Origin of the sequence: Qipengyuania sp. NPDC077563 (assembly GCF_044901345.1) — a bacterium.
GTDB classification, from domain to species: Bacteria; Pseudomonadota; Alphaproteobacteria; order Sphingomonadales; family Sphingomonadaceae; genus Qipengyuania; species Qipengyuania aestuarii.
The window spans coordinates 361,194-387,052 of sequence record NZ_JBJDPC010000003.1 but is presented as its reverse complement, the minus strand read 5'-3'; the positions used below and the strand labels follow the sequence as shown (position 1 = coordinate 387,052).

Genomic DNA, 25,859 nt, shown 5'->3' with positions numbered 1-25,859 from the left:
TCTGGCGGATTAACCGGCTTGCGTCGTGCTGGCGGGAATATCGGCAGAAGTCGGCGCCGGAAGGCCCCATATCCGGCGGCGCTCCGCTACGAATGCGTCGAGGATCGGATGATCCATTTGCGCATATTGCGTGGGGCTCATGCCCATGAAGCTATGGAATTCGCGGACGAAATGGGCGTGGTCGTGATAATGCCTGTCCATCGTCCTGGACCAGTTCTGCGCGCCATCGGCAAGAAACGCGGTAAGGCTTCTGATGAGGCGCTGACGCCGCAGCATGAGCCGCGGCGGGAACCCGAAATAGCGGGCGCACATCCGCTCCAATGTCCTGACGGTCATCCCGATCCGGTCCGCAAGCTCCGGCACCTCGATCAGAAAAGGGTCGGCCATCGCTGTATGAATGGCCGTTATTCTTGCCTCGTCTTTTGGCGGCGGCGCAAGTGCGCGAGAGAATTCGACGATACGGGCGAAGTCTTCGTCCTCCGACGCTTGCGAGGCACACAGCTCCTTGCAGAGCGGAGTGAAGCCGGAAAACGGGCTCAGGGCCATGCCGTCGAATACGCGGTCGGCACAGTCCTTGGCCGAAGCGTTGATATATCTCGCCCAGCCGACAGGAAGGATTGCCATGCCCCACAAGGTGCAGGGACCGACCTCGAAATTCACCGGATGGGAGCGCGGGCCCGTTGCCGCGAAGTGGCTGGTTACTTCCCGGCCGGTGGACAAAGTAAATGTAGGAGGGTTTTTGATAACCATTCGCATGTTGCCCCATTCCGGCAACAAGCAATCATCGACCTTTCCGCCAGGAATCGGCTGAACAGTCACCTTGTAAATAGTGCTGAAGCAATTCGCGAGATCATCAGGCAGCGCAAAAAAGCGCACATTTACTGCCCCGGACAGACCCTTTGTCGCAACCTCTCTCACAAGACTACTGTAGCGACACTTTCATATTCGCGCCAGCTTACATTACAAAAAAGCGAGCGCTTCCCATTTTGGGAAACGCTCGCTTTTTGATTTTCCATCGAATTTTTGTTTAGGCGGGAAGCGCCTTCTTGGCCTGTTCGATGATAGCCTTGAATGCCGCACCTTCGTTCATGGCGAGATCGGCCATGACCTTGCGGTCGAGTTCGATGCCCGCCAGCTTGGTGCCGTGCATGAACTGCGAATAGGTGAGGCCTTCTGCGCGGACGGCAGCGTTGATACGCTGGATCCACAGGGCGCGGAAATTGCGCTTCTTAACCTTGCGGTCGCGATAGGCGTACTGGCCGGCCTTCTCGACGGCCTGACGAGCAACGCGAATCGTATTCTTACGACGGCCGCGATAGCCCTTGGCCTGATCTAGGAGCCGCTTGTGCTTCTGGCGCGTGGTGACGCCGCGTTTAATGCGAGGCATATCTTTTTCTCCTTAGTTCGCGATCAGTCGAGGCCGTACGGCGCCCACTTTTTCACTGCTTTCCAGTCCGCTTCGGACAGGACAGTCGTGCCGCGGTTCTGGCGGATATACTTCGCATTGTGACTGGACAGACGGTGGCGCTTGCCGGCGACACCATGCTTGACCTTGCCGGTTGCGGTGAGTTTGAAGCGCTTCTTCACACCGCTCTTGGTCTTCAGCTTGGGCATTTTCATCTCCTTTGTCAGAGACACGTTCGAACCAGCCCTGGCAGCCCTTGTCGCCAGGCCGGCTGAGAATCACGTGTCGGTGAAGCCGCGCGAAATAGCGCTTCTCCGCGCAAATGCAAGTCAGAAGTGGGTTACATAGCCCCCGTCGACCACCAGCGTATGGCCGGTGACGTAGGAGGCGTCGGGGGAGGCGAGGAAGGCGACGGGGCCGGCGATTTCCTCCGGCCTCGCCCACCGGCCGAGCGAAGTGCGGCCCTCGAGGTGGTCGGCGACCTCGGATGTCCGGGTGAACCATTCCTCGTTCCGCTCGGTCAGGACGAAGCCCGGGGCGACCGAATTCACGGTAATCCCGTCCGGCCCGAGCTCGGCGGAAAGGGCGCGAGTCAGGCCGTCCAGCGCGGCTTTGCTGGCGGTATAGGAGGCATCGCCGCGCGCGATCAGCGAGGCGATCGAGGTGATGTTGATGATCCGGCCATAGCCGCGGGAGCGCATCAGCGGGGCGGCGTGGCGGGCCAGATCGAAGGGCGCGACGAGGTTGGTTTCGAGCAGGCGCCGCATGTCCTCCCGCCCGATTTCCGCGAACGGACGCCGGTCCCGTTCGCCTGCATTGTTCACCAGAATGTCGAGACCTGTTCCGGAAAAGGCCCCGAACACCTTCTTGATCGGGGCCTGATCGGCCAGATCGAAGGCCAGCGGCCGAACAGTGCCGCCGATCGCGTGACAGGCCTCCTCGAGCGCCGATCCGTCCCGCCCGCCAAGCCAGACCTCGGCGCCGTCCGCCGCCAGCCGCTGCGCGATCGCGAAGCCCAATCCGCGCGCCGCGCCGGTGACCAGCGCGATCCGGCCCTCGAGTGCTTTTCCCCCAGCCATGGTCAATGCTCGTAGATCATCTTGACGGTCATCCCGCCATCGACATTAAGATGCTGGCCGGTGACGAAGCCCGCCCCGTGCAGATAGTCGACCGCCGCGGCGATGTCTTCGGGCGTCCCGATCCGCCCGACCGGATGCTGGTCACGGTCCTTGTCGCGGTGGTCCGGATGCGAGCGCGCGGCGCTCTTCTGCCACGGCCCCGTTTCGATCCAGCCGGGGCGGATCGCATTGACGCGGACCTTGGGGCCGAGCGTCACCGCCATGGAGTGCGTCAGCGCATCGAGCCCGCCCTTGGCCGCCGCATAGGCGAAGGTTTCAGGCTCGCTCATCACCGCGCGGGTGGAGGAGATGTTGGCGATGCTGGCCGTTTCTGCGCGGCGCAGCAGGGGGATGGCCGCGCGGCTGACGAGGAAGGCCGCCGTCAGGCTGGCATCGATCCACCCCTGCCACTGCGCCAGCTCGACATCTTCCAGCGGCCCGCAATAAGGATCGGCAATGCCCGAATTGTTGACCAGGCAATCGATCGGGCGGCCATCCAGCCATTCATCGATCCGCTCGAACGCGCGGGCGACTTCGCCTTCCTTGCCGACATCGCAGGTGAGCAGCAGCGCTTTCTCGCGCGGCAGCGCTTCCCGCAGTTCGGCCAGCGCATCGGCATCCTTGTCGAGGCCGATCACGTTCCAGCCCTTGCCGGCAAAATGCATCAGGGTGGCGCGGCCGATTCCGTTGCCCGCGCCGGTGATCATGATGGTGGTTTCCTGAGTCATGCCATCCTAACGCGCAAGCCGGGAAAAGGGCGGGAGCAGTAAGGCCCGGTCAGTCGTGGCCCATGGCCTCCAGCACGTCTTCCAGCCGCGCCGGATCGCCGATGGCCAGCACGGTGCCATCGCTTTCGGCATGCAGCGGTTCGCCCGCCCAGTCGCACATCAGGCCGCCCGCGCCTTCGACGATCGGGGCCAGCGCGGCGAAATCATGCAGCTTGAGGCCCGCTTCGCAGACGATGTCGACATGCCCGCTGGCGACGAGGCCGTAATTGTAGCAATCCCCGCCATAGATGATCTTGCGTTCGGCCACGGCCTTGGCGAGGCCCATGAAATGGTCTGCCTCGTGGTCGGAGAAGTGGTGCGGGCTCGTCGTGCCCAAGACGGCATCGGACAGTTCGCGGCAGGGCGCAGTGCGCACCGGCTTGCCGTTGAAAGTGGTGCCTTCGCTCATCCGGCCTGCCCAGCGTTCGCGTGCGATCGGCTGGTCGATGATGCCGAGCACGGGAAAACCGTCCTGCAGCAGGCCGATCAGCGTGCCGAAGATCGGCCGTCCAGCGATGAAGCTGGTGGTGCCGTCGATCGGATCGAGCACCCACTGGCGCCGCGCCCCTTCGTTGCGGGTCCCGTATTCCTCGCCGATGATGCCATCGTCCGCACGCTCCGCCTCGAGGATGGCGCGCATCGCGGCCTCTGCCGCCTTGTCCGCTTCTGTCACGAAACTTCGGTCGGCTTTCTGCTCCTCGCTCCATTCGCCGCGGAAAAGCGGACGGATCGCCTCCCCGGCAGCATCGGCGAGGCGGTTGGCGAGTTCGAGATCAGAAGGGGTAGCCATAAGGCGCATTTGACAGGTCGAGAGCTTTGGTCAAGGTGTGAAGGAAATGCCAACTCCCTTCGGGTCGCACTGAAGGGGCGCAGATGATTATTGGTAAAAACAAGGCCGACAGGCCGCCGTCATGACCGTGCAGAACGCACCACCAGCCATGGTGTCGGCAACGGGTTCGACACTCGAGGGCATGCCCCTGTCGCACAACCGTGCGCCAAAGGAATGTCTCCAGCCGTGGATCGCGCGGCTCGGGGTGACTGCCGTCGCCCTGCCGCAGGGCCAGAGCATAGCCTGCGGGGCCTTTACCGAATTTCCGCTGATCCGGGTGATCTATGGTGCCCCGTGGACAGCCGCCACCGCCAGCGGGCTGAAGACATTCGAACCGGGCGAAAAGGGTCTGGCGCTGTATTTCGGCCCCTATACGAAGAGGATGGACCTCACCGCACACGGCAGCTTCAAGGTGGTGTCCATCAATTTCGCGCCGGGGGGCACGCGGGATCTGCGCCTGCCGGACCCGGGCACGGTGACCGACGAAGTCATGCTGCTCGACAGTGCGATCGGCGAAAAGGTGCCGGTGCCCGACCTTGCCCCGGACGATGATGCCATCACCTGGATCGGCAGCGTGGAAGACCATCTGGCCGCCGAATTCGCCCGGATAGGCCCGCCCCGCCCGCCATCGATAGTGCAGGATTTCGAGTCGCTCTGCCTGACCGATCCGGGGGCCTCGCTCGATGATTTTGCCGATGCCCACCGGATGACGCGGCGCACGCTGGAACGGGTGATCGGGCGCGAGTTCGGCGTGTCACCGCGCTTTGCCACGCGCCGCGCGCGGGCGCTCGACATGGCGGCGGCGCTGCTCAACATCGCCATGGAGGACGAGGAGGCCGAACTGCATCTGCGCTATTTCGACCAGTCCCACCTCACGCGCGAAATGCACCAGTTCTTCGGCATGACGCCGGGCAAACTGCGCAAGGGCGCGCATCCGCTGCTGCGGATCAACCTGGAAATCCGCCAGTCGCGCAGGCTGGAACTGCTCGAACGCCTGTCCGGCGACGAACCGCGCCCGTGGCGCGATCCCGACGCGGAGCCCGCCTGAAACGCCGCACGCGAAAGGCCGCGCGCGGCGAAAACGGGATCAGTCGAACAGCGAGCTGACCGAGCTTTCATCGGCAATCCGGCGCACCGCTTCACCGATCAGCGGCGCGATCGGCAGAATGCGGACCTTTTCCGAATCGCGGACGGCATCGGTCGGCCGGATCGAATCGGTGATGACCAGTTCTTTCAGCGACGAGCCGTCCACGCGGGCCACCGCGCCGCCCGACAGCACGCCGTGGGTGATATAGGCCGCGACCGAGGCCGCACCCTGATCGAGCAGAGCCTGCGCCGCATTGCACAGCGTGCCGCCCGAATCGACGATATCGTCGATCAGGATGCAGTGGCGGCCCGAGACTTCGCCGATGATGTTCATCACTTCGCTTTCGCCGGGGCGATCGCGGCGCTTGTCGACGATGGCCAGCGGCGCATTGTCGAGCCGCTTGGCCAGCGCGCGGGCGCGCACCACGCCGCCCACGTCGGGGCTGACGACCATCAGATCCTGATCGCCGTACCGCGCCTGGATGTCCGCCGCCATGACCGGCGCGGCAAAGAGGTTGTCGGTCGGAATATCGAAGAAGCCCTGGATCTGGCCGGCGTGCAGATCGACTGCCAGCACGCGGTCGGCCCCGGCTTCGGTGATCAGGTTCGCCACCAGCTTGGCCGAGATCGGCGTACGCGGACCGGGCTTGCGGTCCTGCCGCGCATAGCCGAAATAGGGAACGACCGCCGTGATCCGCCGCGCCGATGCCCGCTTCAGCGCATCGATGCAGATCAGCAGTTCCATCAGATTGTCATTGGCCGGGAAACTGGTCGACTGGACGACGAACACGTCCTCGCCGCGCACGTTCTCGTGGATTTCCACGAAGATTTCCTCATCCGCGAAACGCCGCACCTGGGCGTCGACGAGAGGCATTTCGAGATAGCCTGCAATCGCACGGGCAAGCGGCAGGTTCGAATTGGCGGCCATGATCTTCATTGGGACGAATCCTTGGGCATTTGCTGCGGTCGGCCCGCACTAGAGGGCTGACCCCAAAACGCAACAATTGGCAGGCGTGCGGGTGGGGGATAGGCCACCCGCAAGGCAGGCAGGCAGGCAGGGAGGAGGCGGCGCGCCTCCCCCGCCAGCCTCAGTCGCGGTGTTCGCCCTTGATCCAGCGCACGGTGCCGCTGGACGCGCGCATCACCACGCTTTCGGTCGTCATCGTGCCGTCCCGGCGATATTTCACGCCTTCGAGCAGGCTGCCGCTGGTCACGCCGGTGGCCGCGAAGATGCAGTCGCCGCGCACCAGATCGTCGCGCGTGTAGATACGGTCGAGATCCTCGATCCCCCATTTGCGCGCCCGGGCCTTTTCGTCATCGTTGCGGAAGACGAGGCGGCCGTTGAACTGGCCGCCGACGCAGCGCAGCGCCGCCGCGGCCAGCACGCCTTCGGGGGCGCCGCCCTGACCCATATACATGTCGATAGTGGTGTCCTCATCGGTCACCGCGATCACGCCCGCGACATCGCCATCGCCGATCAGCACCACGCCGCAGCCGATCCCGCGCAGTTCGGCGATCAGATCGGCATGGCGCGGCCGGTCGAGCACGCAGACGATGATATCGGACGGCTTCACGCCTTTGGCCTCGGCCACGGCGGTCACATTCTCGGTCGGCGTTTTGGCGAGGTCGATGATGCCGTCGGGATAGCCGGGGCCGACCGCGATCTTGTCCATATAGACGTCGGGCGCGTTGAGCAGGCAGCCTTCCGCCGCCGCTGCGAGCACGGCCAGCGAGTTGGGGCCGGCCTTGGCGGTGATGGTGGTGCCTTCGAGCGGGTCGAGCGCGATGTCGATCTTCGGCCCCTTGCCCGGCGCGCCGCCGACCTTCTCGCCGATGAACAGCATGGGCGCCTCGTCGCGCTCGCCCTCGCCGATGACCACGGTGCCGTCCATATAGAGCGTGTCGAAGGCCTTGCGCATGGCTTCCACCGCAGCGGCGTCGGCGGCCTTTTCATCGCCGCGCCCGATGAGTTTCGATGCCGCCACCGCGGCAGCCTCGGTCACGCGGACCATTTCGAGCACAAGGACACGATCGAGCGGATTCGAAGATGGCGAATTCATTGAAGGTTCATTCCTTGAGCCAGAGGTGCGAGTATGCGGTTCGCGATTGCATGAAATCGTATGCGCGGCGGATAGCCAGAGAGGGGTGGAATGTCGAGACTGGCGCTGTTGGCCCTGGGCTTTCCCTTATTCGTGCCCCTGTTCGTGGTCGCTGCGGTGCCGGGCGCCGCCCAGACCATGCCGCCGGCGCAGACGGGCCGGGCGCCGGGCAAAATCGACATCAGGGTCGATACGACGCCCGAAGCCGGGACCTATGAGGATTGCGAAGACGATCAGGACGCCGCGATCATCACCGGCGAGATTGTCGTCTGCCGCAAGCGTTCGGATGAAGAGAATCGCCTCTATGACAAGGAAAGCGCCGAGCGGCGTCATGCGCAGCGCACGATGAACCACAATGAGATACCGGCACCCGATGTTGCAGGGGACGGGATTTTTCGGGGGCCCGCGACCGTTTCGGGGCTCTGCTTCATTCCCCCTTGTCCCAAGCCGCCGGCCTACATGATCGATTTTGCCACACTGCCCGATGCTCCGCCCGGCTCCGACGCTGACCGGATCGCGCGCGGGCTCGCGCCGCGCGGCAACAGTAATGGCACGGTCACGCCGCCGCCCGCCCCGGCGCAGGGCCAGCAGGACAATGCCGAGGTGCTGGGCCTGCCGCCGCCGCTGGAGACGGACGAGGCCAGTCGCCCGGAAGAGGTCAATCGCTCAGGATCGGCATCACCAGAGGACGAGCCGTCAGGCTAGGCGAGCCGTCGAGCAGGTCGAGCGCCTTGGTGACGCAGCGCTCGGGCCCCTCATGCGTGACCATCGCCACCTGCACATCGCCGCCGTCTTTGTCACGCCCGCGCTGGATCAGGCTCTCGATCGAGACATCGGCATCGCGCATGGCGGCCGTGATCTCGGCGAGGACGCCGGGCCGGTCGGCTACGGTGAAGCGGATATAGTCGCGCCCGATGCGCGTGCCGGGATCGGCGGGGGCGCATTGGACGAGGCTGGTCGTCGGGACGGAGAACGGCGCCCCGCTCTGCCCGCGGGCGATGTCGATAAGGTCGGCCACCACGGCGCTGGCCGTGGGCTTGTCGCCCGCCCCGGCGCCCTGGAAGAGAAGACGGCCCGAAAAATCGCCTTCCGCCACCACGGCATTGGTCGGCCCGGTGACGGCGGCCAGCGGATGGCGGAACGGTACGAGGCAGGGCCGCACGCGCTGGAGCAGGCGGCAGTCCTCGCCTTCGCCCACCAGCGCCGCGATCCCGACCAGCCGGATGACATAGCCGAGCGTGTCCGCCTGCTGGATATCGCTGGCCCGGACCTGGGTGATACCTTCGGTCTTCACATTGGGAAAGTCGATCGTCGTGCCGAACCCGATCGCGGCGAGAATCGCCAGCTTGTGGGCCGCATCGACGCCCTCGATATCGAAAGCCGGATCGGCTTCGGCATAGCCCTTGTCCTGCGCCGCCGAGAGCATTTCGGCAAAATCGGCCCCGGTCTGCTCCATCTCGGACAGGACGTAATTGCAGGTGCCGTTGAGAATGCCGTAAATCCGCGTCAGCGCATTGGCCGCCGTCCCTTCGCGCAGGCCCTTGAGCACCGGAATGCCGCCCGCAACCGCCGCTTCGAAGGCGAAAGGCGCGTTGTGGATCGCCGCCGCTTCGGCCAGCTCCAGCCCGTGATGCGCAACCATCGCCTTGTTGGCGGTGACCAGCCCCTTGCCCGCATCGAAAGCCGAGCGCGCCAGCGTCAGCGCCGGACCGTCGGACCCGCCGACGAGTTCCACCACCACGTCGACATCCTGCCGCTGCGCCATGGCCTGCATGTCGTCGACCCAGGCATAGGGCGCCAGATCCACCCCCCGGTCCTTGCCGCGTTCGCGGGCGGAAACGGCCACGATCTCGATCGGCCGTCCGGCGCGCGCGGCGATCATGTCGCGGTTCGTCTCGATCAGGCGGATAACGCCCGCTCCGACGGTCCCGAGCCCGGCAATGGCGATTCTCAGCGCATCAGCCACGGGCGCCGCCCTGTTTCAGAGAGCAGGGTGCTACGCTTGCCGCGCAAAGTTTTTCAACGAGCGGGTCGGCTTCATCACGAATACATGTCATGGCCGGGGGCCTAGCGCATGGCCGCGGCATCCGTGAACCAGTTTGTCTTGAGCCCGGCTAAGCTGCGCATTCAGAGCGAGCGTTCGCATGCCCCCAGCTGCTGGATCACGAACGCATAGTCGCGGCTGGCAATCTCCCGTGCCCGCGTATCGCGCGACAGGTTCGCTTCTCCGGGAAGCTCGGCCGGCAGGCTGCAGGCCAGACGGTACCATTCCACCGTGTTTTTCTGCGGCGGGCGCGCGGACTGGTCGACGATTTCGGTCCAGGAAACACCCCAGCGCGGCTGCTGATTGGGCCGCCGGACAACTGTGATCGAAACCGGCTCGTTATTCGCGGTGTCGAGGAAAAGCTGGGTTTCCGATTCGCCCGTCAGCGCACCTTCCACTGCCAAGGCATCGGCGATCCGGGTGATCCGGGGCGGCGCGTCGGCGGCCACGAGCGATGCCAGAACCGGCCTCAGGCGCGCTTCCAGTTCGGGAGTATAAGGCTGCTGCGCGTCCGGCCCCACCAATTGCAGCGAACTGGGCTTGCCCGGAACGCTGCGTGCAAAGAGCAGGACTTCCTGCTTCTTCAGCTTGGGCACCTTGCCCTTCTGCGTCAGCGGGACATCGACCAGATAGGTCAGCTCCTTGCCCAGCGGGACATTGCCGGAAAGCAGGGCGACCGTTTCGGCTTCGACGAAAAGGCGCACATGACCGGGCGCGAGACCGGGGGCGCGCTCAGGCTTGAGCGCGACCTGGTCCGCGATCCTGGCCCGGACCACCAGAGGCGCCCCGTCCGCCAGATCGACGATGTCCGCATACGTAAGCGCGGCGGGAGCGGGAGCCTGGGCGAATCCGGGAGCGGCGAGGGCCAGAAGGGCGGCGGCTCCCAGCAAGGGCTTATTCAATGAATACAAAGCAGACCTTCCGAAAATTCCTGACGTTGACACAATCTTGCAAACCAATCGAAGTAATTATCCGTTCCCTTCACACAAGGCCGTGAATCGGCGCTTAACCGATAAAGCGTTTGCTCCACATGTCCTGCGACGCTAAGGGGTGCGGCAGGACTGTGCTAATGATACAATATTGCCGGATCGTTGCGTTTTGCGACGTTATCGGGAACAAGCCCAGCCATGCGCCATCGTACCTCGAACGGGATCGCGAAGGTGTTATACGGAATGCGGCGTCGGGGACACGGGCTGGTGTCCACCCCCACGGCGCCGAAAAATGGCCCGATGCAAATCGGGCGGACACGATGGAGTGATGCAACCGAATGGCTTATGCTGACCAACAGATGAGTGGGAATCGCGTCGTCGCGATCATCATCGTTGCCATTATCCACATTGCCCTCGGTTACTTGCTCATCACAGGTCTCGCTATCGATGCGGTGAAGAATGTGGTTGAGCGCGTAACGACGATCGACGTGGAAGAACCCCCGCCACCGCCGCCGCCGGAAGACGAACCGCCGCCGCCACCGGAAGACATTCCGGAGCCGACGAGCCCGCCTCCGCCGGTTTCGCCGCCGCCGCCGATGAACATTTCGCCAGCGCCGCCGACGATCCGGACGACTCCGAATATTCCGCCGCCGGCTCCGCCGACGCTGCGTATTCCGCCTCCGGCACCGCCGGCACCGCCAGCGCCCGCGCCGGCACCGCCAGCACCTTCGAAGGCTCGTGGTGCATCGCCGGACGGCCTGAACCGCTGGGCTGCGCGAATCCAGGGTGACTATCCCTCCAGCGCGCTTCGTCGCGAAGAATCGGGAACCGTCTCCATGCGCATCACGATCGGTGCCAACGGCCGCGTCGAGGCGTGTTCGGTAACCGGCAGCTCGGGTTCGAGTGCGCTCGACGACGCAGCCTGCCGCGGCATGCAGCGTTACGCACGGTACAATCCGGCACTCAACGCAGCCGGGGACCCGATCTCTTCTACCACAACTCAATCGATCCGTTACGTGCTGCCCGACTAAGGGACGTCGGCAGCCTAAAAACGTCTATTTCAAGAGGATAATCCGCTATGTTTTTCACACTTCTCGCTGCTGGAGCTGATGCGCCGCAGAGCTCGTTCGGCTTCCTTCAGGCAATGGAAGAAGGCGGCCCCGTTGCGTGGTCGATCCTTGCGGTCATGATCATCATGTCGGTCGGTTCGTTCTACATCCTGTTCACCAAGTTCTTCGAACAGCGTAAGGTCATGAGCCAGTACAAGGACGTGCGCGGCGGCTTCTGGCGCGCCAACACGCTCAAGGAAGGCTCGACCAAGCTCGAAAAGAACAGCGCATGGCGCCAGCTGGTGGATGATGCCGTGTCTGCCGAAGAAAAGCATGCCAAGCTGAACGACAGCCTCGAAGCCCACGACTGGCTGCACGGCTCGCTCGAACGTTCGGAGCACGCCATCATGGCCAAGCTCAACGGCGGTCTGCCCTTCCTCGCAACCGTGGGTGCTACCGCACCGTTCGTCGGTCTGCTCGGTACGGTTATCGGTATCTACCGCGCCCTGATCAACATCGGCATGGCCGGCTCGGCCTCGATCGACAAGGTTGCCGGCCCGGTTGGTGAAGCACTCATCATGACCGCCATCGGTCTGCTGGTCGCAGTTCCGGCCGTGTTCGCCTACAACTGGCTGCAGAGCCGCAACCGTCGCATCGCCGACATGATGAGCGGCTTCTCGACCGACCTGCTTGCAAACATCAACTCGAGCGGCGCCATCAAGCCCGCAACGATGACTGCAACCTCGACGCAGGCTTCGGGCAAGGCAGCTGCTGGCCGCACCACCACCACGGCGACCACGCCTGCTGCCGGTGCGACCACCACCACCACCACGACCAAGCGCTAAGCAGGGTACGCGGGCGGCAGGCGCCGCCCGCGTCCTTCGCGTCAATCGTGTGAAATTGAATACGGATAGGATGTAAATATGGCGATCCAGATGGGAGGCGGGGCAGACTCGCCGATGTCGGACATCAACACCACTCCGCTCGTGGACGTGATGCTGGTGCTTCTGATCATCTTCCTGATCGCGGTTCCGGTCGCGATCCAGACCATCGAGCAGCTGGAAATTCCGGTGATCGAATCGGTCGAATCGAAGGATAAGGTGGAAAACCTCCTCCTGACGGTCAGCACCAGCGACGATGCGGGCCTTAGCGCCGGCGATTCCGGTTACAGCGGTGCATCGCGCACCGGCGAATGCCGCGTCTACTTCAACAACCTTACCCCTGTGACCTCCGAAGAACTTTATGATCGCGCGTTCGAGCGCCTGGACACCATCGTCCAGCGTGCCGGCGGACCCGAAGCGATCATGGACGACCCGGAAAAGATCCCCCAGGTCCACATTCGCGGCGACGTCAACGCTCCGTGGTCCTGTGTTGCAGGGGCGATCTATAACGTTCAGGCTGCCGGTTATCCGATCGTCGGCTTCATTTCGAACCCGATTGATCCCAACGCCTGAGCGTAACCCGCGACGGCCCCGGACAAGAATTCAGGAGTAAACCACCATGGCTATGGCAGGCGGCAAGGATGATGGCGCCCCGATGATGGACATGAACATGACGCCGTTGATCGACGTCCTGCTCGTGCTCCTCATCATGTTCATCATCACCATTCCGATCGCGACCCATTCGGTCGACATCGATCTTCCGCAACCCAATCCCAATCCGCCCCCGGTGGATGTGGAGCCCGACAAGAACAAGCTCGTTCTCACGCAGGATGACCGGATGCTCTGGAACGGTGAGGAAATCCAGATGGGCGACCTCGTCAACCTTCTCGAGCAGTCGACCCGGATCAACCCCGAGCCGGAACTTCAGTTCGAGCCGGAAGCCCTCGCAAGCTACGACCTTTCGGCCAGCGTGCTTCAGGTCATCAAGGCCAGCGGCGTTTCCAAGTTCGGCTTCGTCGGCAACGAGCGCTACCGCACCTTCGGCAAGGCCGGGATGCAGTGAGGCGCGAAAACCAGACTACTTGCAAAGAGGGGCGGAGCGATCCGCCCCTTTTTCTTTGCCCCACGCAAATTTCCCAGCCCCTCCCACGAGGCCTGCGATAACGGCGTGATCGGCGGCAGATATTCAGCTCGGAGTGACGCATGGTCGGTGCGGGGCACCGGCCCGCACTTGAAGCGCTACTCCAGGAAATCCTCGTCGAGAGCGCTCACCCGCATGGCGGCGCTGGCGAGGTCTTCCGCTTCTAGCAGCAATTCATCGTCCACGGCGCCCTGAGGGGTCGCCTCGCGCCCGATCATCACCATGACTGGCACGGCCAAGGGGCTAACCCTGTCGAGTTCCACATGCACCAGTTCGCGAGCCGAGCGATCAAGCAGATCGCCGAGCCTCCCGACATCGGTCATCCGCTCACGGGCATCGGCCCACGCGGCTTCGAGAAGGACATGGTCGGGCTCGTATTTGCGCAGGACGTCGTAGATGAGATCGGTCGAGAACGTGACCTGCTTGCCGGTCTTGCGTTTTCCCGGGTGCTGGCGTTCGACCAGCCCGCCGATCACCGCCACCTCGCGAAAGGCGCGCCGCAGGAGGTGGGAATTCTGGACCCATTCCATAAATTCATCCTGCAAGATGTCAGGTGAAAGCAGCGGGGCCGGATCCTCGACGGGTTTGAGCCCCCAGACTGCCAGCGAATAGTCATTGGCGACGAAACCGCCGGGCAGCAGCCCCCTGTCCTCCATTCGGCGGGTAATGAGCATGCCGAGGCTCTGGTTCGCATTCCAGCCCTCGAAAGTATAATAGACACTGTAATGCCGCTTGGCATGGGGGAAGCTCTCGACCAGCAGCTGGCCCGGCCCGGGCATCTGGCTGCGCCAGTCCTGTACTTCGAGCCATTCGCGCACATCGTCGGGAAAGCGCGCCCAGCCCGGCCGATCGACCAGCATTGTGCGCACCCGCTCGGCCAGATGCGTCGTCAGCGGCATGCGTTGGCCGCCGTAACTCGGGATCATCGCATTGGAGGTGGCCGCCTTGACCAGCACTTCCATGTCCTGCAGCTTGACGACCTCGAGGCTCATCCCGGCAAAGGCGAAGGTATCGCCCGGAGAGAGCGAGGCGGCAAACCGTTCCTCGATCTTGCCCAGGCTACGCCCTCCCCGCCCGCGGCCGGAATTGATCCGCACTTCGAGCATTTCGCTGTCGATAATGATGCCTGCATTGAGCCGGTGCCGCGCTGCCTGATCGGGATGGGTCAGCCGCCAGACGCCGTCCTTGTCGCGCACTATCCGCTTGAACTTGTCATAGGCCTTGAGCGAATAGCCGCCGGTCGCGACGAAGGTCAGCACGCGGTGCCAGATCTCCTCGTCGACCCAGGCATAGGACAGGCTGGAGCGAATCTCGCCCAGCAGCGCCTCTTCCTGGAATGGACCGGCGCAAGCGCATGCCATGACATGCTGCGCCAGCACGTCGAGCCCGCCCGGCCTAAAATCCTCGCCATCGCGCTGGCCTTCATCCACGGCTTCCTTCGCAGCCGTCGCCTCGAGGAATTCGAACCGGTTTCCCGGCACCAGCAGCGCCCGGCTTGGCTGGTCGAGCCGGTGATTGGCCCGCCCGATACGCTGGAGCAGCCGGGAGGAACCCTTCGGCGCGCCCATCTGGACGACCAGGTCGATGTCCCCCCAATCGACGCCCAGATCGAGGCTGGCGGTCGCGACCAGGGCGCGCAGTTCCCCCCGGGCCATCGCACCTTCGACCTTGCGGCGTGCCTCCTTCGAAAGCGACCCGTGATGGATTCCGATCGGCAGGGTGTCCTCGTTCACATCCCACAGATGCTGGAAGATATATTCCGCCAGAAAGCGCGTGTTGGTAAAGACCAGCGTGGTTCTGTTCTGCCGAATCTCTTCATAAAGCTGCGGTATCGCCCATGTCGCCGCGTGGCCGCCCCAAGGTACGCGCTGTTCCTCGGGCAACAGGATCTCGACTTCGGCAGGCGCACCTTCTTCACCGTTCACCAGCGCCACGCTGTCGATGTCACCCCACGGTGCCAGCCACTCGCGGAAGGCCTCGGGATTGGCGACAGTTGCCGATAGCGCCGCCCGCTGCAGATCGGGCGCCAGCGCTTGCAGCCGGGACAGCGCGAGCGCGAGAAGATCGCCGCGCTTTCCGGTGGCGAAGGCGTGGACCTCGTCGATCACGATGCGTTTCAGGCCAGCGAACATCTCTGCGCTGTCGGGATAGGACAGCAGCAGCGAGAGGCTTTCCGGGGTCGTCAGAAGAATGTTCGGAGGCTTCGTGCGCTGGCGTTTCTTGCGGTCGGAAGGCGTATCGCCGCTCCGCGTCTCCACCGTGATGGGCAGAGACATCTCATCCACGGGCGTAAGCAGATTGCGTTGGACATCGTGGGCCAGCGCCTTGAGCGGCGAAACATACAGCGTGTGCAATCCCTCCGGCGCATTACCGCCATTGCGCGAGGGTGCGAATGCCGCGAGCGTAGGCAGAAAACCGGCCAGCGTCTTACCGGCACCCGTGTCCGCCACGAGAAGGCTGTGCCGGCCTTCGTCGCTGGCGTGAAGCATGTCCCGTTGATGGCGCCGTATGCGCCAGCCCCGGCTCGCGAACCAGTCGGCGATTTCAGAAGGAACGGCGCTCTGCATCTCTGCTCAAGCGAAGGAGCGAGAACGCGGTTCCCCCGATTGCCAAGCGGGCGAAGAAGTTCTCAATCGACCTCGACCGCTTCTTCCGGCGGTCTCGGCGGTTTGATCACGCTGGCCAGTTCATCCTGATCGATACCCAGCAGTTCACTCATCCGCTGCCGCTGGGCCGCGGTAAGGTCCGCATAGGCCCGCTCCTGCGGAAGATCCGCCATCGCCTCGGTCATGGCCGTTTCCATATTCCCGAAACCGCTCATCATCGTCGGCAGAGCCTTCATGCTCGCCTGCATTACCTGCGGGTCGGAAAACAGCGCCATCGATTCGCGCGCGTAAACGCCGCCCGTCGGCGTCGCGAAGAAAGCGGCGATATCGGCCAGTTGCCGATCATCGAAACGGACCGCGTAGGCTTTGGACAGGCCTTCGCGCACCGGCTCTTCCATCACGGCGAACATGCCGCCCATCCTGCCCGTCATCACATCGATGATTGCATCGACCCGCCGGTCGAGCGCCGGATCGAGCATGGCGGAAATCTCGGCCTGCTCTTCCTCTGTCAGTCTGCCGATAGCCTCTTCGTCCAGATCGAGACGGGCTGCCAGAACGAAGTCCGGCGATGAAAACATGCTCATCATGGGCCGGATCATCTTGTCGACCATTTTGCCCATCATGGTGCCGTAAAACCCGTCGGGCATCATCGTGCCCACCACGGCCTGCGCCGCGGGAAGCCGGGCTTCCTGCTCGGCGGTCAGGGGATCCGCGATGAACAGATTGCTCATCATGCCGGCGATCTCGTCGAGCTGCGGTTGCGAGACCTCTTCTGTTTCTGCCCCGGCCTGCTCTTGCGCCGCAAGAGGTGCTGCAATGAGAGCGGCGCCACACGCAGCGACATGAAAGAGATTTCGCATAGTCATACCCCCGTCTGAAATTCCGAGCTTAGTGCCCCACGCTTTCACCGCGCTCGAGGCCCGAAAGCCGCAGCTGCTCGTCGATCTGGGCCATGAGACGCGCCAGGCCATCTTCACTGTCGCTTTCGGCGCGAGCGACCAGAACATCCTGCGTGTTCGAAGCGCGCAGCAGCCACCAGCCGTCCGCCGTGTTGACCCGGACACCGTCCGTCCCATTTACATCGGCATCGGTGTTCGAAAGCCGGTCCTTGACCTCCTCGATCGCGGCAAACTTGCGGCTTTCATCGACCTGGAAACGCATTTCGGGCGTGTTGATCATCTGCGGCATATCGCTGCGCAGCTGTGTGACGGATTTACCCAGCCTCGCCGCGGAGGTCATGAGACGCACCCCGGCATACAGCGCATCATCGAAGCCGTAATAATCATCGGCGAAAAAGACATGGCCGCTCATCTCTCCGGCCAGCGGAGAACCGGTCTCCTTCATCTTCGACTTGATGAGCGAATGGCCTGTCTTCCACATCAGGGGTTCGCCGCCGCACGCTTCGACATGATCGTAGAGGACTCTGCTTGCCTTCACATCGGCGATGATCGTCGCGCCCTTGCGTGTCCGAAGCAGGTCCTCCGCATAGATCATCAACAGCTGATCGCCCCAGATAACACGGCCTTCGCCGTCGATCGCCCCGATACGATCGCCATCGCCGTCGAACGCTATGCCGAAATCCAACGATTTCTCGGCTACCAGCGCGCGCAGGTCGGCGAGGTTTTCCTCCACGGTGGGGTCGGGATGGTGGTTGGGAAAGGCCCCATCCACGTCGGTGTACAGCAGATGGTGTTCACCCGGCAGGCGCGCCGCGAGCTTTTCGAGCGCCGGTCCGGCCGCACCGTTCCCCGCGTCCCATCCGATCCGCATGCCCGCCAGAGCCGCAGTATCAACGCCAGCGATGGCCTGCAGCATGCGCTCGACATATTCGTCGAGAATGTCGCGCTCTTCGACATCTCCGGCACCATCGGACCATTCGCCGGCAGCCGAACGTCGGCCCAGTTCCTGAATGTCGCTTCCGAAGAACGGCCGCCCCTGGAAGACCATTTTGAAGCCATTGTAATTGGGAGGATTGTGGCTTCCGGTAATCTGGATCCCGCCATCGACACTTTGATCGCTAGCTTCGGCGTAATAGAGCATGGGAGTCGCGCCAAGGCCGATCCTCACGACGTCGCAGCCGCTTGCCGTAAGCCCCTCGACGAGCGCGTGTTCGAGCATGGGCGAAGACCGCCTGCCATCATATCCAACGGCAACCTTGTTACCGCCCTTTTCGCGCAGCATCGAACCGAAAGTCCGGCCGATCGCGCGGGCATCGTCCGCGCCCAGGGTCTCACCGATGATACCCCTGATGTCGTATTCGCGAAGGACGGTTGAATGGAATGCGTGTGTCATCGGGGAGGCTCCGGAATTTCATAGGGTAGATCGTCTAGAAGAAGGTCGCGAGCAGCGTTGAGTTCCTGCATCTGCGCCTTGCTCCCACCCCGATCTGGATGAGCGAGCGCGGCCATGCGGCGATGGGCTTCGCGGATTTCCTTATGGTCTGCCCGCGCGGACACATTGAGCAATTTGCGCGCCCGGAAGATCGCCTGACTGCGCGTCGATGGCGCGCGAAGATAATCCCAGGGCCATTTGCCGAGCGCCCAGCGGCACAGGAACGACAGCCCGATCGCCAGCGCCAGCAGCTTGATCACGCGTCGACCTTTTCGGCAGCAGCCTCTGATCTTTGGATATCGGGAAAACGAAGAGCTGCCATGAGCTGGCGCAGCTCCTGGCGCGCGACCAGATGGCTGGTTCCCAGATCGCCCAGATGGCCCTTGTCGAGCAGGGTCAGGCCGGAAGGAAAGAGTTCGCGGTAAATCACCCGCTCCGAAAGGCCCTGCGTGACGCGGAAGCCCACACGCTTCGACATCTCACCCAGCGCCTGTTCGATCCGGTTGCGGTTGCGCGCTTCGGTATGTCCGGTGCGGTTGCGGACCACGACCCAATCCATTTCGGCGCGCCCTTCCTCGATCGCGAGGCGGCTGCGCTTGATCCGTGCCTCCCAGATCAGCTCGGCATAGAACGAGAGCTTGCGCACTTTGAAATTCTCACCCTCGACCTGGCCGATGAGATCGAAATCGACAAAGCTGTCGTTCATCGGTGTCACCAGCGTGTCGGCATGCGTGGCGGCAAAGCGCGCCAGTGGATCGTCACGTCCCGGCGTATCGATAATGATGAAATCGGCGTCTGCAGCATGGCACTTGAGGATATCGCCGAATTCGTCGTCGGGAATGGGCGGGATCGTCTGGCATTCGATCGTCGGAAGATCGATTTTGCGCCGCTGCATGGTTTCGGCGCGATTTTCGACATAGCGGGCGAAGGTGCGCTGTCGGTGGTCGAGATCGAAGCCGACTACTTTCGCACCGCGATAGGCCAGCGCAATCGCTACGTGGATCGCAGTCGTCGATTTACCTGTCCCGCCCTTTTCGTTGGCGAAAGTAATCCAATGGGGGCCGGTCTGGGACAAGACGTGTCGCTCTTCTTCTCGTTGTATTCGATGCCGCTGGGGTATTAGGGCAATTCTTCCTAAACCATAATCGAGGGGAGTCGGTGTTGCAAATCGCTCGCACACTGGAAATGTTGAGGAAACGCCTGGATGATCTGCGGACTAAAGGCGAAACGATCGGGCTGGTCCCGACGATGGGAGCGCTTCACGAAGGCCATCTGACGCTGGTCCGGCGCGCTGCAGCGCAGGCGGACCATGTGGTGGTCTCCATATTCGTCAATCCCCGCCAGTTCGGCGCAGGCGAAGATCTCGATGCCTACCCTCGCCAGCTGGAGCAGGATAGCCGCCTGCTCGAACGGGAAGGCGTCGCATTGGTATGGGCCCCTTCGCCGGACGTGATTTATCCCGCAGGCTATGCGACCAATATTTCCGTTGGCGGGGTCAGCGAAGGCCTGTGCGGCGGGGACCGGCCCGGCCACTTCGATGGGGTGGCGACAATCGTCTGCAAGCTCTTCAATCAGGTCATGCCCGACATGGCCTTTTTCGGAGAAAAGGATTGGCAGCAGCTCGCGGTCATCCGGCGAATGGCAAGGGATCTCGACCTGACCCGGCCCCATGTGGAAGCCATCCACGGCGTCCCGATCGTCCGTGAAGCCGATGGTCTCGCGATGAGCAGTCGCAATGCGTATCTCTCACCGGAGCAGCGCGAGCAGGCGGCGGCGTTACCGCGCGCGATGAAGGCCGCGCTGGTCGAAATGGCGGGAGGGGAAGCTGTCGAACCTGCGCTCGAAAGCCTGCGAGACAAGCTGCTGGCCAGCGGCTTTGACAGGATCGACTATGTGGACTTGCGCGACGGCGACAGCCTCGCCCTGCTGGAGGCGGATAATGGCAATGCGCGCCTGTTTGCCGCGGCCAGGATTGGCGGAACCCGCCTGATCGACAACATGCCCCTTAGCTGAAGAGGGCCATCGATGGGCCGGCGTGGCCTGTGGCGATTTTTACGAAGGAAACGCTGGAGCGGGTAAGGGGAATCGAACCCCTCTAGCCAGCTTGGAAGGCTGGAGCATTACCACTATGCTATACCCGCTCAGCGGAGGAGGGCAGATGCCTTCCTTCGCGGGATTCGTCAACATTCATTCTGCGGTTTTCGGTGCCGCCTTTGGCTTGGGTGTTTGACCTGCCGAGCCGCTGGCAGCCGGTTCGGGCCGGCTCAAGGTCTCGATCAGGGTTTTTTCCCTGGCGTTGCTTTCCCCGGTCTCCACGATCAGGTCGACACGGCGATTGGCGGCGCGGCCTTCCTCATTGGCAGTTCCATCGGGAAGGGCATTGGGTTCGAGCGGGTTTTGCTCGCCGAATGCGATGACTTCGATCCGCTCTTCGTCGATCCCGCCATCCACCAAAAAATCCTTCACGGCGTTCGCAAGATCGCGCGATCTTTCGAGATTTTCTTCGTCGCTGCCAGCCGAATCCGAATGACCGCGCAGGACGATCTCACCGCCTGAGGCGACCTGGGGGGAACGCAGGACAGTCGCCAGTTCGGCGCGGACAGCTTCGGTCAGCTCCGCCGTCCCGTCGGCAAAGGGAAGCACCGTCTCCAGCGGCGGAAGCGTGTCCGAGGGGAGCATGGAATCTTCCGCAGTTGGCTCTTCCTGGAAAATCGAACGCGGCGCATCGGTCGGCGTCGTCGGCTCGGGCGCAGGATCTGGTTCCACCTTGCAGCCCGCTAGCCCCAGGGACCCGGCCAGAGCCAGTCCCGCGGCGGTTAGTCTTGCTGTTGCCCTCATGTCGTCTGAACCCCCTGCTTTTTCCCGGCCTTTTTCGCCGCCTTTTCTTCCGCGGTTTTGGTTTGCGGTGGCGAAAAGCTCAAGATTATATCCCCCGCACGCGGTTCGGGCCGCGCGGCGTGAGTGAAGAACCGTATATTCCCATTGTCGCGCACCAGCAGCAGCATATTCGCCGCATCGGGCAGTTTTTCCTGCATCTTTTCGAAGTCGAATTCCTCGGACAGGCGGGTTTTGCGGAACACCCATCCCTGACGCTGGCGCTCGCTCACATCCTCGACGCCGAACCCGCTTTCGAACAATGCACGGCCGCGCAGGCTTTCGGGGAGTGCGTGGCGGTCTTCGCCATCAGCGCTCTCGCCGAGCTGGAATACGCTATCGCGGCCGATCTCATGCGCGAATTCATTGCAGACGAGGGCGTTGTAGGCCTCGTTTTCGGTGGCTGCCACGAGGTTCTGATAAGGCGCGAGTTCGAGATTATGTTCGGTCGCTTCGTTCAGAATTTCACCGTGATAAGTGGGAATTCCCTTCTGCCGTGCCAGGGCAAGGCGCTGCCAGCTGGGGTCCACAACCATCACGGGGGCCTTCATGTCGCGCATCTGCTCGGCGAGCGCGACAGTCCAGGGAGTGCTGCCGACGATCAGGATACCGGGCCTGGTCGTTCCCTTCACCTTCAGCAGTTTCGCGACCAGATCCACGGTAAAGCCGTGCGCCACAATGGTCACAACGACGACCGCGAAGCTCAAGCCGATGAGCAGGTTGCCGTCGCTGAAACCCAGATCGGAAAGGCGCAGGGCAAACAGGCCGGAGATTGCCACAAGCACGATGCCGCGCGGCGCGATCCAGGCGAGGAACAGACGCTCGTTCCAAGGGATGTTGCTGCCGAGGAGGCTCAGGATGATTGTCGCAGGACGCACAACGAACAGCAGTGCCAGCAGGAACCACGCGATCGGCCAGTTGATGTAGCGAATGTCCTCGATGCTGAGCGAGGCGGACAGCAGGATGAATATGCCGGAGACGAGCAGGACCGCGATATTCTCCTTGAACGGATGGATGGATCGCAGGCTGGTTACGTTCATATTGGCCAGGGCCACACCCATCACAGTGACGGCGACCAAACCTGCCTCATGCTCGATCAGGTTGGATATGACGAACACGCCGATCACGGCCGTCAGCAACACGGGTACCTTGAGGTATTCGGGTACGGCCCCGCGCGGGAAGGACCAGGCGATGGCGAGCGCGGCGACATAGCCGATCAGGCCGGCGATGATCGCGGCAATGATGAGCGGCGGTACAACTTCGAACAGCGTCGCGCCGGGCTGCTCGGCAACCTTGCGGAAATATTCATAGGCGATGACGGCACAAAGAGCGCCGGTAGGGTCGTTGACGATGGCTTCCCACTTGAGGATCGATGCCGGCCGCGATTTGATCGAGCTTTGCCGCAGCAGCGGGATGACCACTGTCGGGCCGGTCACCACGAGAATACCGCCAAACAGGATCGCCACTTCGGGGGCGAGGCCCGCGATATGAATGCCGGCCAGAGCACCGAACAGCCATCCAAGCGCCACCCCCACGGTAGCAAGACGGCCGACGGCACTGCCGGTGTGTCTCAGCTCGCGAAAGTCGAGGCTGAGGCCGCCTTCGAAAAGGATGAGAGCAACACCGATAGCCACCATCGGTTCGAGGAGACCGCCAAAGGCGTGCTCGGGATCGAAGACACCGAGAACCGGGCCGGCGAGAAAGCCGGCAATCAGCATGAGGACGATGGCTGGGAGCCCGGTTCGCCACGCCAACCATTGCGCGCCAATGCCGAGTATGCCCACCAAGGCGATTACTAATGTTTGTTCCATGCCCCTCGTCGCGTTTCGCCCGCGTGGCGGGCCGCTCGGGCTAACAATGCCCTAGGCGGGAACTTTATCCAAGGTCTCGTGGAAAAAGCTCAGTCGCCCTCGAATTGCATGAGTGCGGCGACCGATATGCCGTCCTTGTGCAACCGTTCCGCACCGCCCAGGTCGGGCAGGTCGATGACGAAAAAGGCGTCGGCAACATCGGCCCCTGCCTGCCGGAGCAGTTCTACCGTCGCGCAAGCGGTGCCCCCGGTGGCGAGGAGATCGTCGACGATCGCCACTTTCTGGTCACGCGAAACACTGGCCGGATCCATTTCAAGCCTATTGGCCCCGTATTCCAGCGCATAGTCGACACCAATGGTTTCGCAGGGCAGTTTTCCGGGCTTGCGGATCGGCAGGAAAGGAAGGCCCAGCTTGGCGGCAACCGACGCACCGAAAATGAAGCCGCGCGCTTCCATCCCGGCTATCGCCTCAGCACCCGAATGACGAACATTCTCGGCCAGCCAGCCCACCGTGGCGGCGAAGCCTTCTCCGTGCCCGATAAGGGTCGTGATGTCGCGGAACTGAATTCCCGCAACAGGGAAGTCCGGAATGGTCCGTACGAGCGATTTCAGTTGATCGGGGGTGATCGAAAATCTCCGAGTGACGAAAACGCCCCTCGCATCGTTTCGATGGAGGGGCGCCTTGTAAACCTGAAATCCGGTTCTGTTATTTCTTGCGCTTCACTGCCGACCAGATCTGGCGCTTGGACATATAGGCCAGCACCGTGGCGAAGAGCAGGAAGATGAGCACTGGCCAACCGGTCTGCTTGCGCTTCACCAGTGTAGGCTCGGCCGTCCAAGTGAGGAACGCCGCAACGTCGGTCGCCATCTGTTCGACGGTCGCTTCGGTGCCATCGTCATACGTCACCTGACCTGCGCTTGTCAGCGGTGGTGCCATCGCAAGATTGAGGTTCGGGAAGTAGGGATTGTGGTGAAGCCCCGGCGCCGGGGCCGCTTCGGGATGCTCTTCCAGAAGCTCGGCTGAGGGTTCCTGATATCCAGTGAGCAGCGAAGCAACATAGTTCGTGCCATCGCCGCGCGCCTTGGTGATCAGCGAAAGGTCAGGCGGAATGGCATTGTTGTTCGCCGCAGCAGCTGCAACCGCATTGGGATAGGGCGACGGGAAGTAATCCGTCGGCAATCCGGCCCGCGTGGTCGCTTCACCTGTGTTCGGGTCGATGCCGGGCACCTGCTTCGAAGCTGCGAAAGCCTTCACCTGGCCTTCGGAATAGCCCAGCTGTTCAAGATCGCGGAACGCCACGAACTTGAGGCTGTGACATGCCGAGCAGACTTCGTTGTAGACCTTCAGGCCGCGCTGAAGCTGGGCCTGGTCCCATTTACCGAACGGGCCGTTGAAGGAATAGTCGATGTCACGCGGATGCTCGTAAGGCAGGTGGCCCGGAGCCTCTTCCGTGGCGGCGTTATAGGCACCGACGAGGAAGCCCCACAGGACGGCAACGGCAAAACCGAGGCCGACGAGGATGGCAACAAGGCGGACGCTGAGAAGCTTGGTCATGGATCTCTCGTTACTCGCTTAGACGGCCGGCGACGTTTGTTCGCCTTTGACCATCTTCTTGTCCGAGCCGAGGACGGCTTCGGTGATCGAATAGGGCAGCGGTTCGGGTTTCTCGACGCTCGAGATGATCGGGAGGATCACCAGGAAGTGGAGGAAGTAATAGGCCGTCGCGAGCTGGCTGAGCATCACGTAGGGTTCTTCCGCCGGAGCGCCGCCGCAGATGAACAGGACGATCATCGTCGGGATCAGGCCGAACCAGAAGAACTTGCGGAACAGCGGGCGGTAATGACCGCTGCGCACCGGCGACTTGTCGAGCCAGGGCAGGAAGAACCACAGCAGGATCGACGAGAACATCGCGAGGACACCCATCAGCTTCGCCGGGATGAAGAAGAAGTCCACGGTGAAGGCACGCAGGATCGCATAGAACGGCCAGAAGTACCATTCGGGCACGATGTGAGCCGGAGTCGAGAGCGGGTTCGCCTCGATGTAGTTATCCGGATGGCCGAGTGCATTGGGCAGGAAGAAGACCAGTGCGAAATAGGCGAGCAGCGCGATGCCGAGCCCGAAGCCGTCCTTCGCCGTGTAATACGGGTGGAAGGGAACGGTGTCGCTTTCGCTCTTCACTTCGACGCCCGTCGGGTTCGAGGAACCCGGAATGTGAAGCGCCCAGATGTGGAGGATCACCACGCCGGCAATCACGAAGGGCAGCAGGAAGTGCAGCGAGAAGAAGCGGTTCAGGGCGGCGTTGTCGGGCGCGAATCCGCCGAGCAGCCACACCTGGATCGGTTCACCTACCAGCGGGATGGCGCCGAACAGGCCGGTGATCACCTTGGCACCCCAGAAGCTCATCTGGCCCCAGGGCAGCACGTAGCCCATGAATGCGGTTGCCATCATCAGCAGGAAGATGACGACGCCGAGCAGCCAGATCATCTCGCGCGGGGCCTTGTAGCTCGAGTAGAACAGGCCGCGGAAGATGTGCAGGTAGACGACGATGAAGAAGAAGCTCGCGCCATTGGCATGGGCGTAGCGCATCATCCAGCCCCAATTGACGTCGCGCATGATGTGCTCGGTCGTGGCGAAGGCCACCTGCGCGTTCGCCGCGTAATGCATGGCAAGCACGACGCCGGTGACGATCTGCACCATGAGGAAGAAACCGGCGAGGACGCCGAAATTCCAGAAATACGAAAGATTGCGCGGAACCGGATAACCCGCGCCGACCGCATTGTAGACGAGACGCGGAAGCGGCAGTTTCTCGTCGAGGAACTTGGTCAACCCGTTGGTGGGTTCATACTGGCGTGCCCAGGGAAAGCTCATGTCTTAGTCTCTCGTCTTCTA

At 62.9% G+C, this 25,859-nt stretch carries 28 protein-coding genes and 1 tRNA gene; 8 read left to right on the top strand and 21 right to left on the bottom strand.

Annotation, left to right across the window (positions count from 1 at the left end):
* Positions 1 to 9 precede the first annotated feature (9 nt).
* Positions 10 to 624, bottom strand: coding sequence for a helix-turn-helix domain-containing protein (locus ACI2I1_RS13020; protein ID WP_404679435.1), 615 nt, complete (start codon positions 622 to 624; stop codon positions 10 to 12).
* A 66-nt stretch (positions 625 to 690) separates the two neighbouring features.
* On the opposite strand from ACI2I1_RS13020, the gene ACI2I1_RS13015 reads away from it, so the two are divergent.
* Positions 691 to 1,008, top strand: coding sequence for a hypothetical protein (locus ACI2I1_RS13015; RefSeq protein WP_404679434.1), 318 nt, complete (start codon positions 691 to 693; stop codon positions 1,006 to 1,008).
* 19 nt (positions 1,009 to 1,027) lie between these two features.
* Here the strand turns inward: ACI2I1_RS13015 and rplT are convergent, their stop codons facing one another.
* From rplT to ACI2I1_RS12990, 5 genes are all read right to left on the bottom strand, one after another.
* Positions 1,028 to 1,387: a 50S ribosomal protein L20 gene (gene rplT, locus ACI2I1_RS13010; RefSeq protein ID WP_067464943.1), complete on the bottom strand. Its 360-nt coding sequence runs from the start codon at positions 1,385 to 1,387 to the stop codon at positions 1,028 to 1,030.
* A 23-nt stretch (positions 1,388 to 1,410) separates the two neighbouring features.
* Positions 1,411 to 1,614, bottom strand: coding sequence for a 50S ribosomal protein L35 (rpmI, locus tag ACI2I1_RS13005; protein ID WP_221426156.1), 204 nt, complete (start codon positions 1,612 to 1,614; stop codon positions 1,411 to 1,413).
* A 120-nt stretch (positions 1,615 to 1,734) separates the two neighbouring features.
* Positions 1,735 to 2,484 (bottom strand): SDR family oxidoreductase, encoded by a 750-nt coding sequence (locus tag ACI2I1_RS13000; RefSeq protein WP_404679433.1) that lies wholly within the window; start codon positions 2,482 to 2,484, stop codon positions 1,735 to 1,737.
* Positions 2,485 to 2,486: 2 nt separating this feature from the next.
* Complete coding sequence (locus ACI2I1_RS12995) at positions 2,487 to 3,251, bottom strand: SDR family NAD(P)-dependent oxidoreductase (protein WP_404679432.1); 765 nt, start codon at positions 3,249 to 3,251, stop codon at positions 2,487 to 2,489.
* Positions 3,252 to 3,300: 49 nt separating this feature from the next.
* A complete protein-coding gene (locus ACI2I1_RS12990) occupies positions 3,301 to 4,080 on the bottom strand; it encodes an inositol monophosphatase family protein (protein ID WP_221543685.1) in 780 nt (259 codons plus the stop codon).
* Positions 4,081 to 4,201: 121 nt separating this feature from the next.
* Between ACI2I1_RS12990 and ACI2I1_RS12985 the strand changes: the two genes are divergently transcribed.
* On the top strand, positions 4,202 to 5,167 hold the full coding sequence (locus tag ACI2I1_RS12985; RefSeq protein WP_404679431.1) for a helix-turn-helix domain-containing protein: 966 nt from the start codon (positions 4,202 to 4,204) through the stop codon (positions 5,165 to 5,167).
* 39 nt (positions 5,168 to 5,206) lie between these two features.
* Here the strand turns inward: ACI2I1_RS12985 and ACI2I1_RS12980 are convergent, their stop codons facing one another.
* Positions 5,207 to 6,142 (bottom strand): ribose-phosphate pyrophosphokinase, encoded by a 936-nt coding sequence (locus ACI2I1_RS12980; protein WP_221543687.1) that lies wholly within the window; start codon positions 6,140 to 6,142, stop codon positions 5,207 to 5,209.
* A gap of 151 nt (positions 6,143 to 6,293) precedes the next feature.
* Positions 6,294 to 7,265, bottom strand: a complete 972-nt coding sequence (gene glpX, locus ACI2I1_RS12975; protein WP_224812885.1) for a class II fructose-bisphosphatase — start codon at positions 7,263 to 7,265, stop codon at positions 6,294 to 6,296.
* A 90-nt stretch (positions 7,266 to 7,355) separates the two neighbouring features.
* Here glpX and ACI2I1_RS12970 point away from each other — a divergent pair, with 90 nt between their 5' ends.
* A complete protein-coding gene (locus tag ACI2I1_RS12970; RefSeq protein ID WP_404679430.1) occupies positions 7,356 to 8,009 on the top strand; it encodes a hypothetical protein in 654 nt (217 codons plus the stop codon).
* Here ACI2I1_RS12970 and ACI2I1_RS12965 read toward each other — a convergent pair.
* Both ACI2I1_RS12965 and ACI2I1_RS12960 read right to left on the bottom strand, forming a co-directional pair.
* Positions 7,963 to 9,270 carry a homoserine dehydrogenase gene (locus tag ACI2I1_RS12965; RefSeq protein ID WP_221543690.1) on the bottom strand — a complete coding sequence of 436 codons (1,308 nt, stop codon included), beginning with the start codon at positions 9,268 to 9,270 and terminating at the stop codon, positions 7,963 to 7,965. The two genes, ACI2I1_RS12970 and ACI2I1_RS12965, sit on opposite strands and share 47 nt — an antisense overlap.
* Before the next feature lie 161 nt (positions 9,271 to 9,431).
* The gene (locus tag ACI2I1_RS12960; protein WP_404679429.1) at positions 9,432 to 10,259 is read right to left on the bottom strand and encodes a hypothetical protein; all 828 of its coding nucleotides are present in this window, start codon (positions 10,257 to 10,259) and stop codon (positions 9,432 to 9,434) included.
* 356 nt (positions 10,260 to 10,615) lie between these two features.
* Between ACI2I1_RS12960 and ACI2I1_RS12955 the strand changes: the two genes are divergently transcribed.
* The 4 genes from ACI2I1_RS12955 to ACI2I1_RS12940 all read left to right on the top strand — a co-directional run bounded on the left by ACI2I1_RS12955 (position 10,616) and on the right by ACI2I1_RS12940 (position 13,270).
* Positions 10,616 to 11,308 (top strand): energy transducer TonB, encoded by a 693-nt coding sequence (locus tag ACI2I1_RS12955; protein WP_221543691.1) that lies wholly within the window; start codon positions 10,616 to 10,618, stop codon positions 11,306 to 11,308.
* A gap of 47 nt (positions 11,309 to 11,355) precedes the next feature.
* Positions 11,356 to 12,171, top strand: a complete 816-nt coding sequence (locus ACI2I1_RS12950) for a MotA/TolQ/ExbB proton channel family protein (protein WP_221543692.1) — start codon at positions 11,356 to 11,358, stop codon at positions 12,169 to 12,171.
* A 78-nt stretch (positions 12,172 to 12,249) separates the two neighbouring features.
* Positions 12,250 to 12,780: a biopolymer transporter ExbD gene (locus tag ACI2I1_RS12945; RefSeq protein WP_221543693.1), complete on the top strand. Its 531-nt coding sequence runs from the start codon at positions 12,250 to 12,252 to the stop codon at positions 12,778 to 12,780.
* A 46-nt stretch (positions 12,781 to 12,826) separates the two neighbouring features.
* Positions 12,827 to 13,270 (top strand): biopolymer transporter ExbD, encoded by a 444-nt coding sequence (locus ACI2I1_RS12940; RefSeq protein WP_221543694.1) that lies wholly within the window; start codon positions 12,827 to 12,829, stop codon positions 13,268 to 13,270.
* Between the two features lie 176 nt (positions 13,271 to 13,446).
* Here ACI2I1_RS12940 and ACI2I1_RS12935 read toward each other — a convergent pair whose 3' ends face one another.
* From ACI2I1_RS12935 to ACI2I1_RS12915, 5 genes are all read right to left on the bottom strand, one after another.
* Positions 13,447 to 15,915 carry a ligase-associated DNA damage response DEXH box helicase gene (locus ACI2I1_RS12935; RefSeq protein ID WP_404679428.1) on the bottom strand — a complete coding sequence of 823 codons (2,469 nt, stop codon included), beginning with the start codon at positions 15,913 to 15,915 and terminating at the stop codon, positions 13,447 to 13,449.
* Between the two features lie 62 nt (positions 15,916 to 15,977).
* Positions 15,978 to 16,814 carry a hypothetical protein gene (locus ACI2I1_RS12930; protein ID WP_404679427.1) on the bottom strand — a complete coding sequence of 279 codons (837 nt, stop codon included), beginning with the start codon at positions 16,812 to 16,814 and terminating at the stop codon, positions 15,978 to 15,980.
* A gap of 28 nt (positions 16,815 to 16,842) precedes the next feature.
* Positions 16,843 to 18,246: a phosphoglucomutase/phosphomannomutase PgmG gene (gene pgmG, locus ACI2I1_RS12925; RefSeq protein ID WP_404679426.1), complete on the bottom strand. Its 1,404-nt coding sequence runs from the start codon at positions 18,244 to 18,246 to the stop codon at positions 16,843 to 16,845.
* A complete protein-coding gene (locus ACI2I1_RS12920) occupies positions 18,243 to 18,545 on the bottom strand; it encodes a J domain-containing protein (protein ID WP_221543698.1) in 303 nt (100 codons plus the stop codon). The genes pgmG and ACI2I1_RS12920 overlap by 4 nt, the downstream gene beginning before the upstream one ends.
* Entirely contained in the window at positions 18,542 to 19,360 is an 819-nt protein-coding gene (locus ACI2I1_RS12915; RefSeq protein ID WP_404679425.1) for a division plane positioning ATPase MipZ, read from the bottom strand. Before ACI2I1_RS12915 ends, ACI2I1_RS12920 begins: the two co-directional genes overlap by 4 nt.
* Positions 19,361 to 19,446: 86 nt before the next feature.
* Between ACI2I1_RS12915 and panC the strand changes: the two genes are divergently transcribed.
* The gene (panC, locus tag ACI2I1_RS12910; protein ID WP_404679663.1) at positions 19,447 to 20,298 is read left to right on the top strand and encodes a pantoate--beta-alanine ligase; all 852 of its coding nucleotides are present in this window, start codon (positions 19,447 to 19,449) and stop codon (positions 20,296 to 20,298) included.
* 54 nt (positions 20,299 to 20,352) lie between these two features.
* On the opposite strand, the gene ACI2I1_RS12905 is transcribed toward panC, so the two are convergent.
* The 6 genes from ACI2I1_RS12905 to ACI2I1_RS12880 all read right to left on the bottom strand — a co-directional run bounded on the left by ACI2I1_RS12905 (position 20,353) and on the right by ACI2I1_RS12880 (position 25,838).
* Positions 20,353 to 20,426, bottom strand: a tRNA-Gly gene (locus ACI2I1_RS12905).
* Positions 20,427 to 20,472: 46 nt separating this feature from the next.
* Positions 20,473 to 21,123 carry an OmpA family protein gene (locus tag ACI2I1_RS12900; protein ID WP_404679424.1) on the bottom strand — a complete coding sequence of 217 codons (651 nt, stop codon included), beginning with the start codon at positions 21,121 to 21,123 and terminating at the stop codon, positions 20,473 to 20,475.
* Complete coding sequence (locus tag ACI2I1_RS12895; RefSeq protein WP_221543702.1) at positions 21,120 to 22,970, bottom strand: sodium:proton antiporter; 1,851 nt, start codon at positions 22,968 to 22,970, stop codon at positions 21,120 to 21,122. Before ACI2I1_RS12895 ends, ACI2I1_RS12900 begins: the two co-directional genes overlap by 4 nt.
* Before the next feature lie 89 nt (positions 22,971 to 23,059).
* Positions 23,060 to 23,596: an adenine phosphoribosyltransferase gene (locus tag ACI2I1_RS12890; protein ID WP_404679662.1), complete on the bottom strand. Its 537-nt coding sequence runs from the start codon at positions 23,594 to 23,596 to the stop codon at positions 23,060 to 23,062.
* Positions 23,597 to 23,675: 79 nt separating this feature from the next.
* Entirely contained in the window at positions 23,676 to 24,524 is an 849-nt protein-coding gene (locus ACI2I1_RS12885) for a cytochrome c1 (RefSeq protein WP_404679423.1), read from the bottom strand.
* 18 nt (positions 24,525 to 24,542) lie between these two features.
* Positions 24,543 to 25,838 (bottom strand): cytochrome b/b6, encoded by a 1,296-nt coding sequence (locus tag ACI2I1_RS12880; RefSeq protein ID WP_221543704.1) that lies wholly within the window; start codon positions 25,836 to 25,838, stop codon positions 24,543 to 24,545.
* Between the last annotated feature and the right edge of the window lie 21 nt (positions 25,839 to 25,859).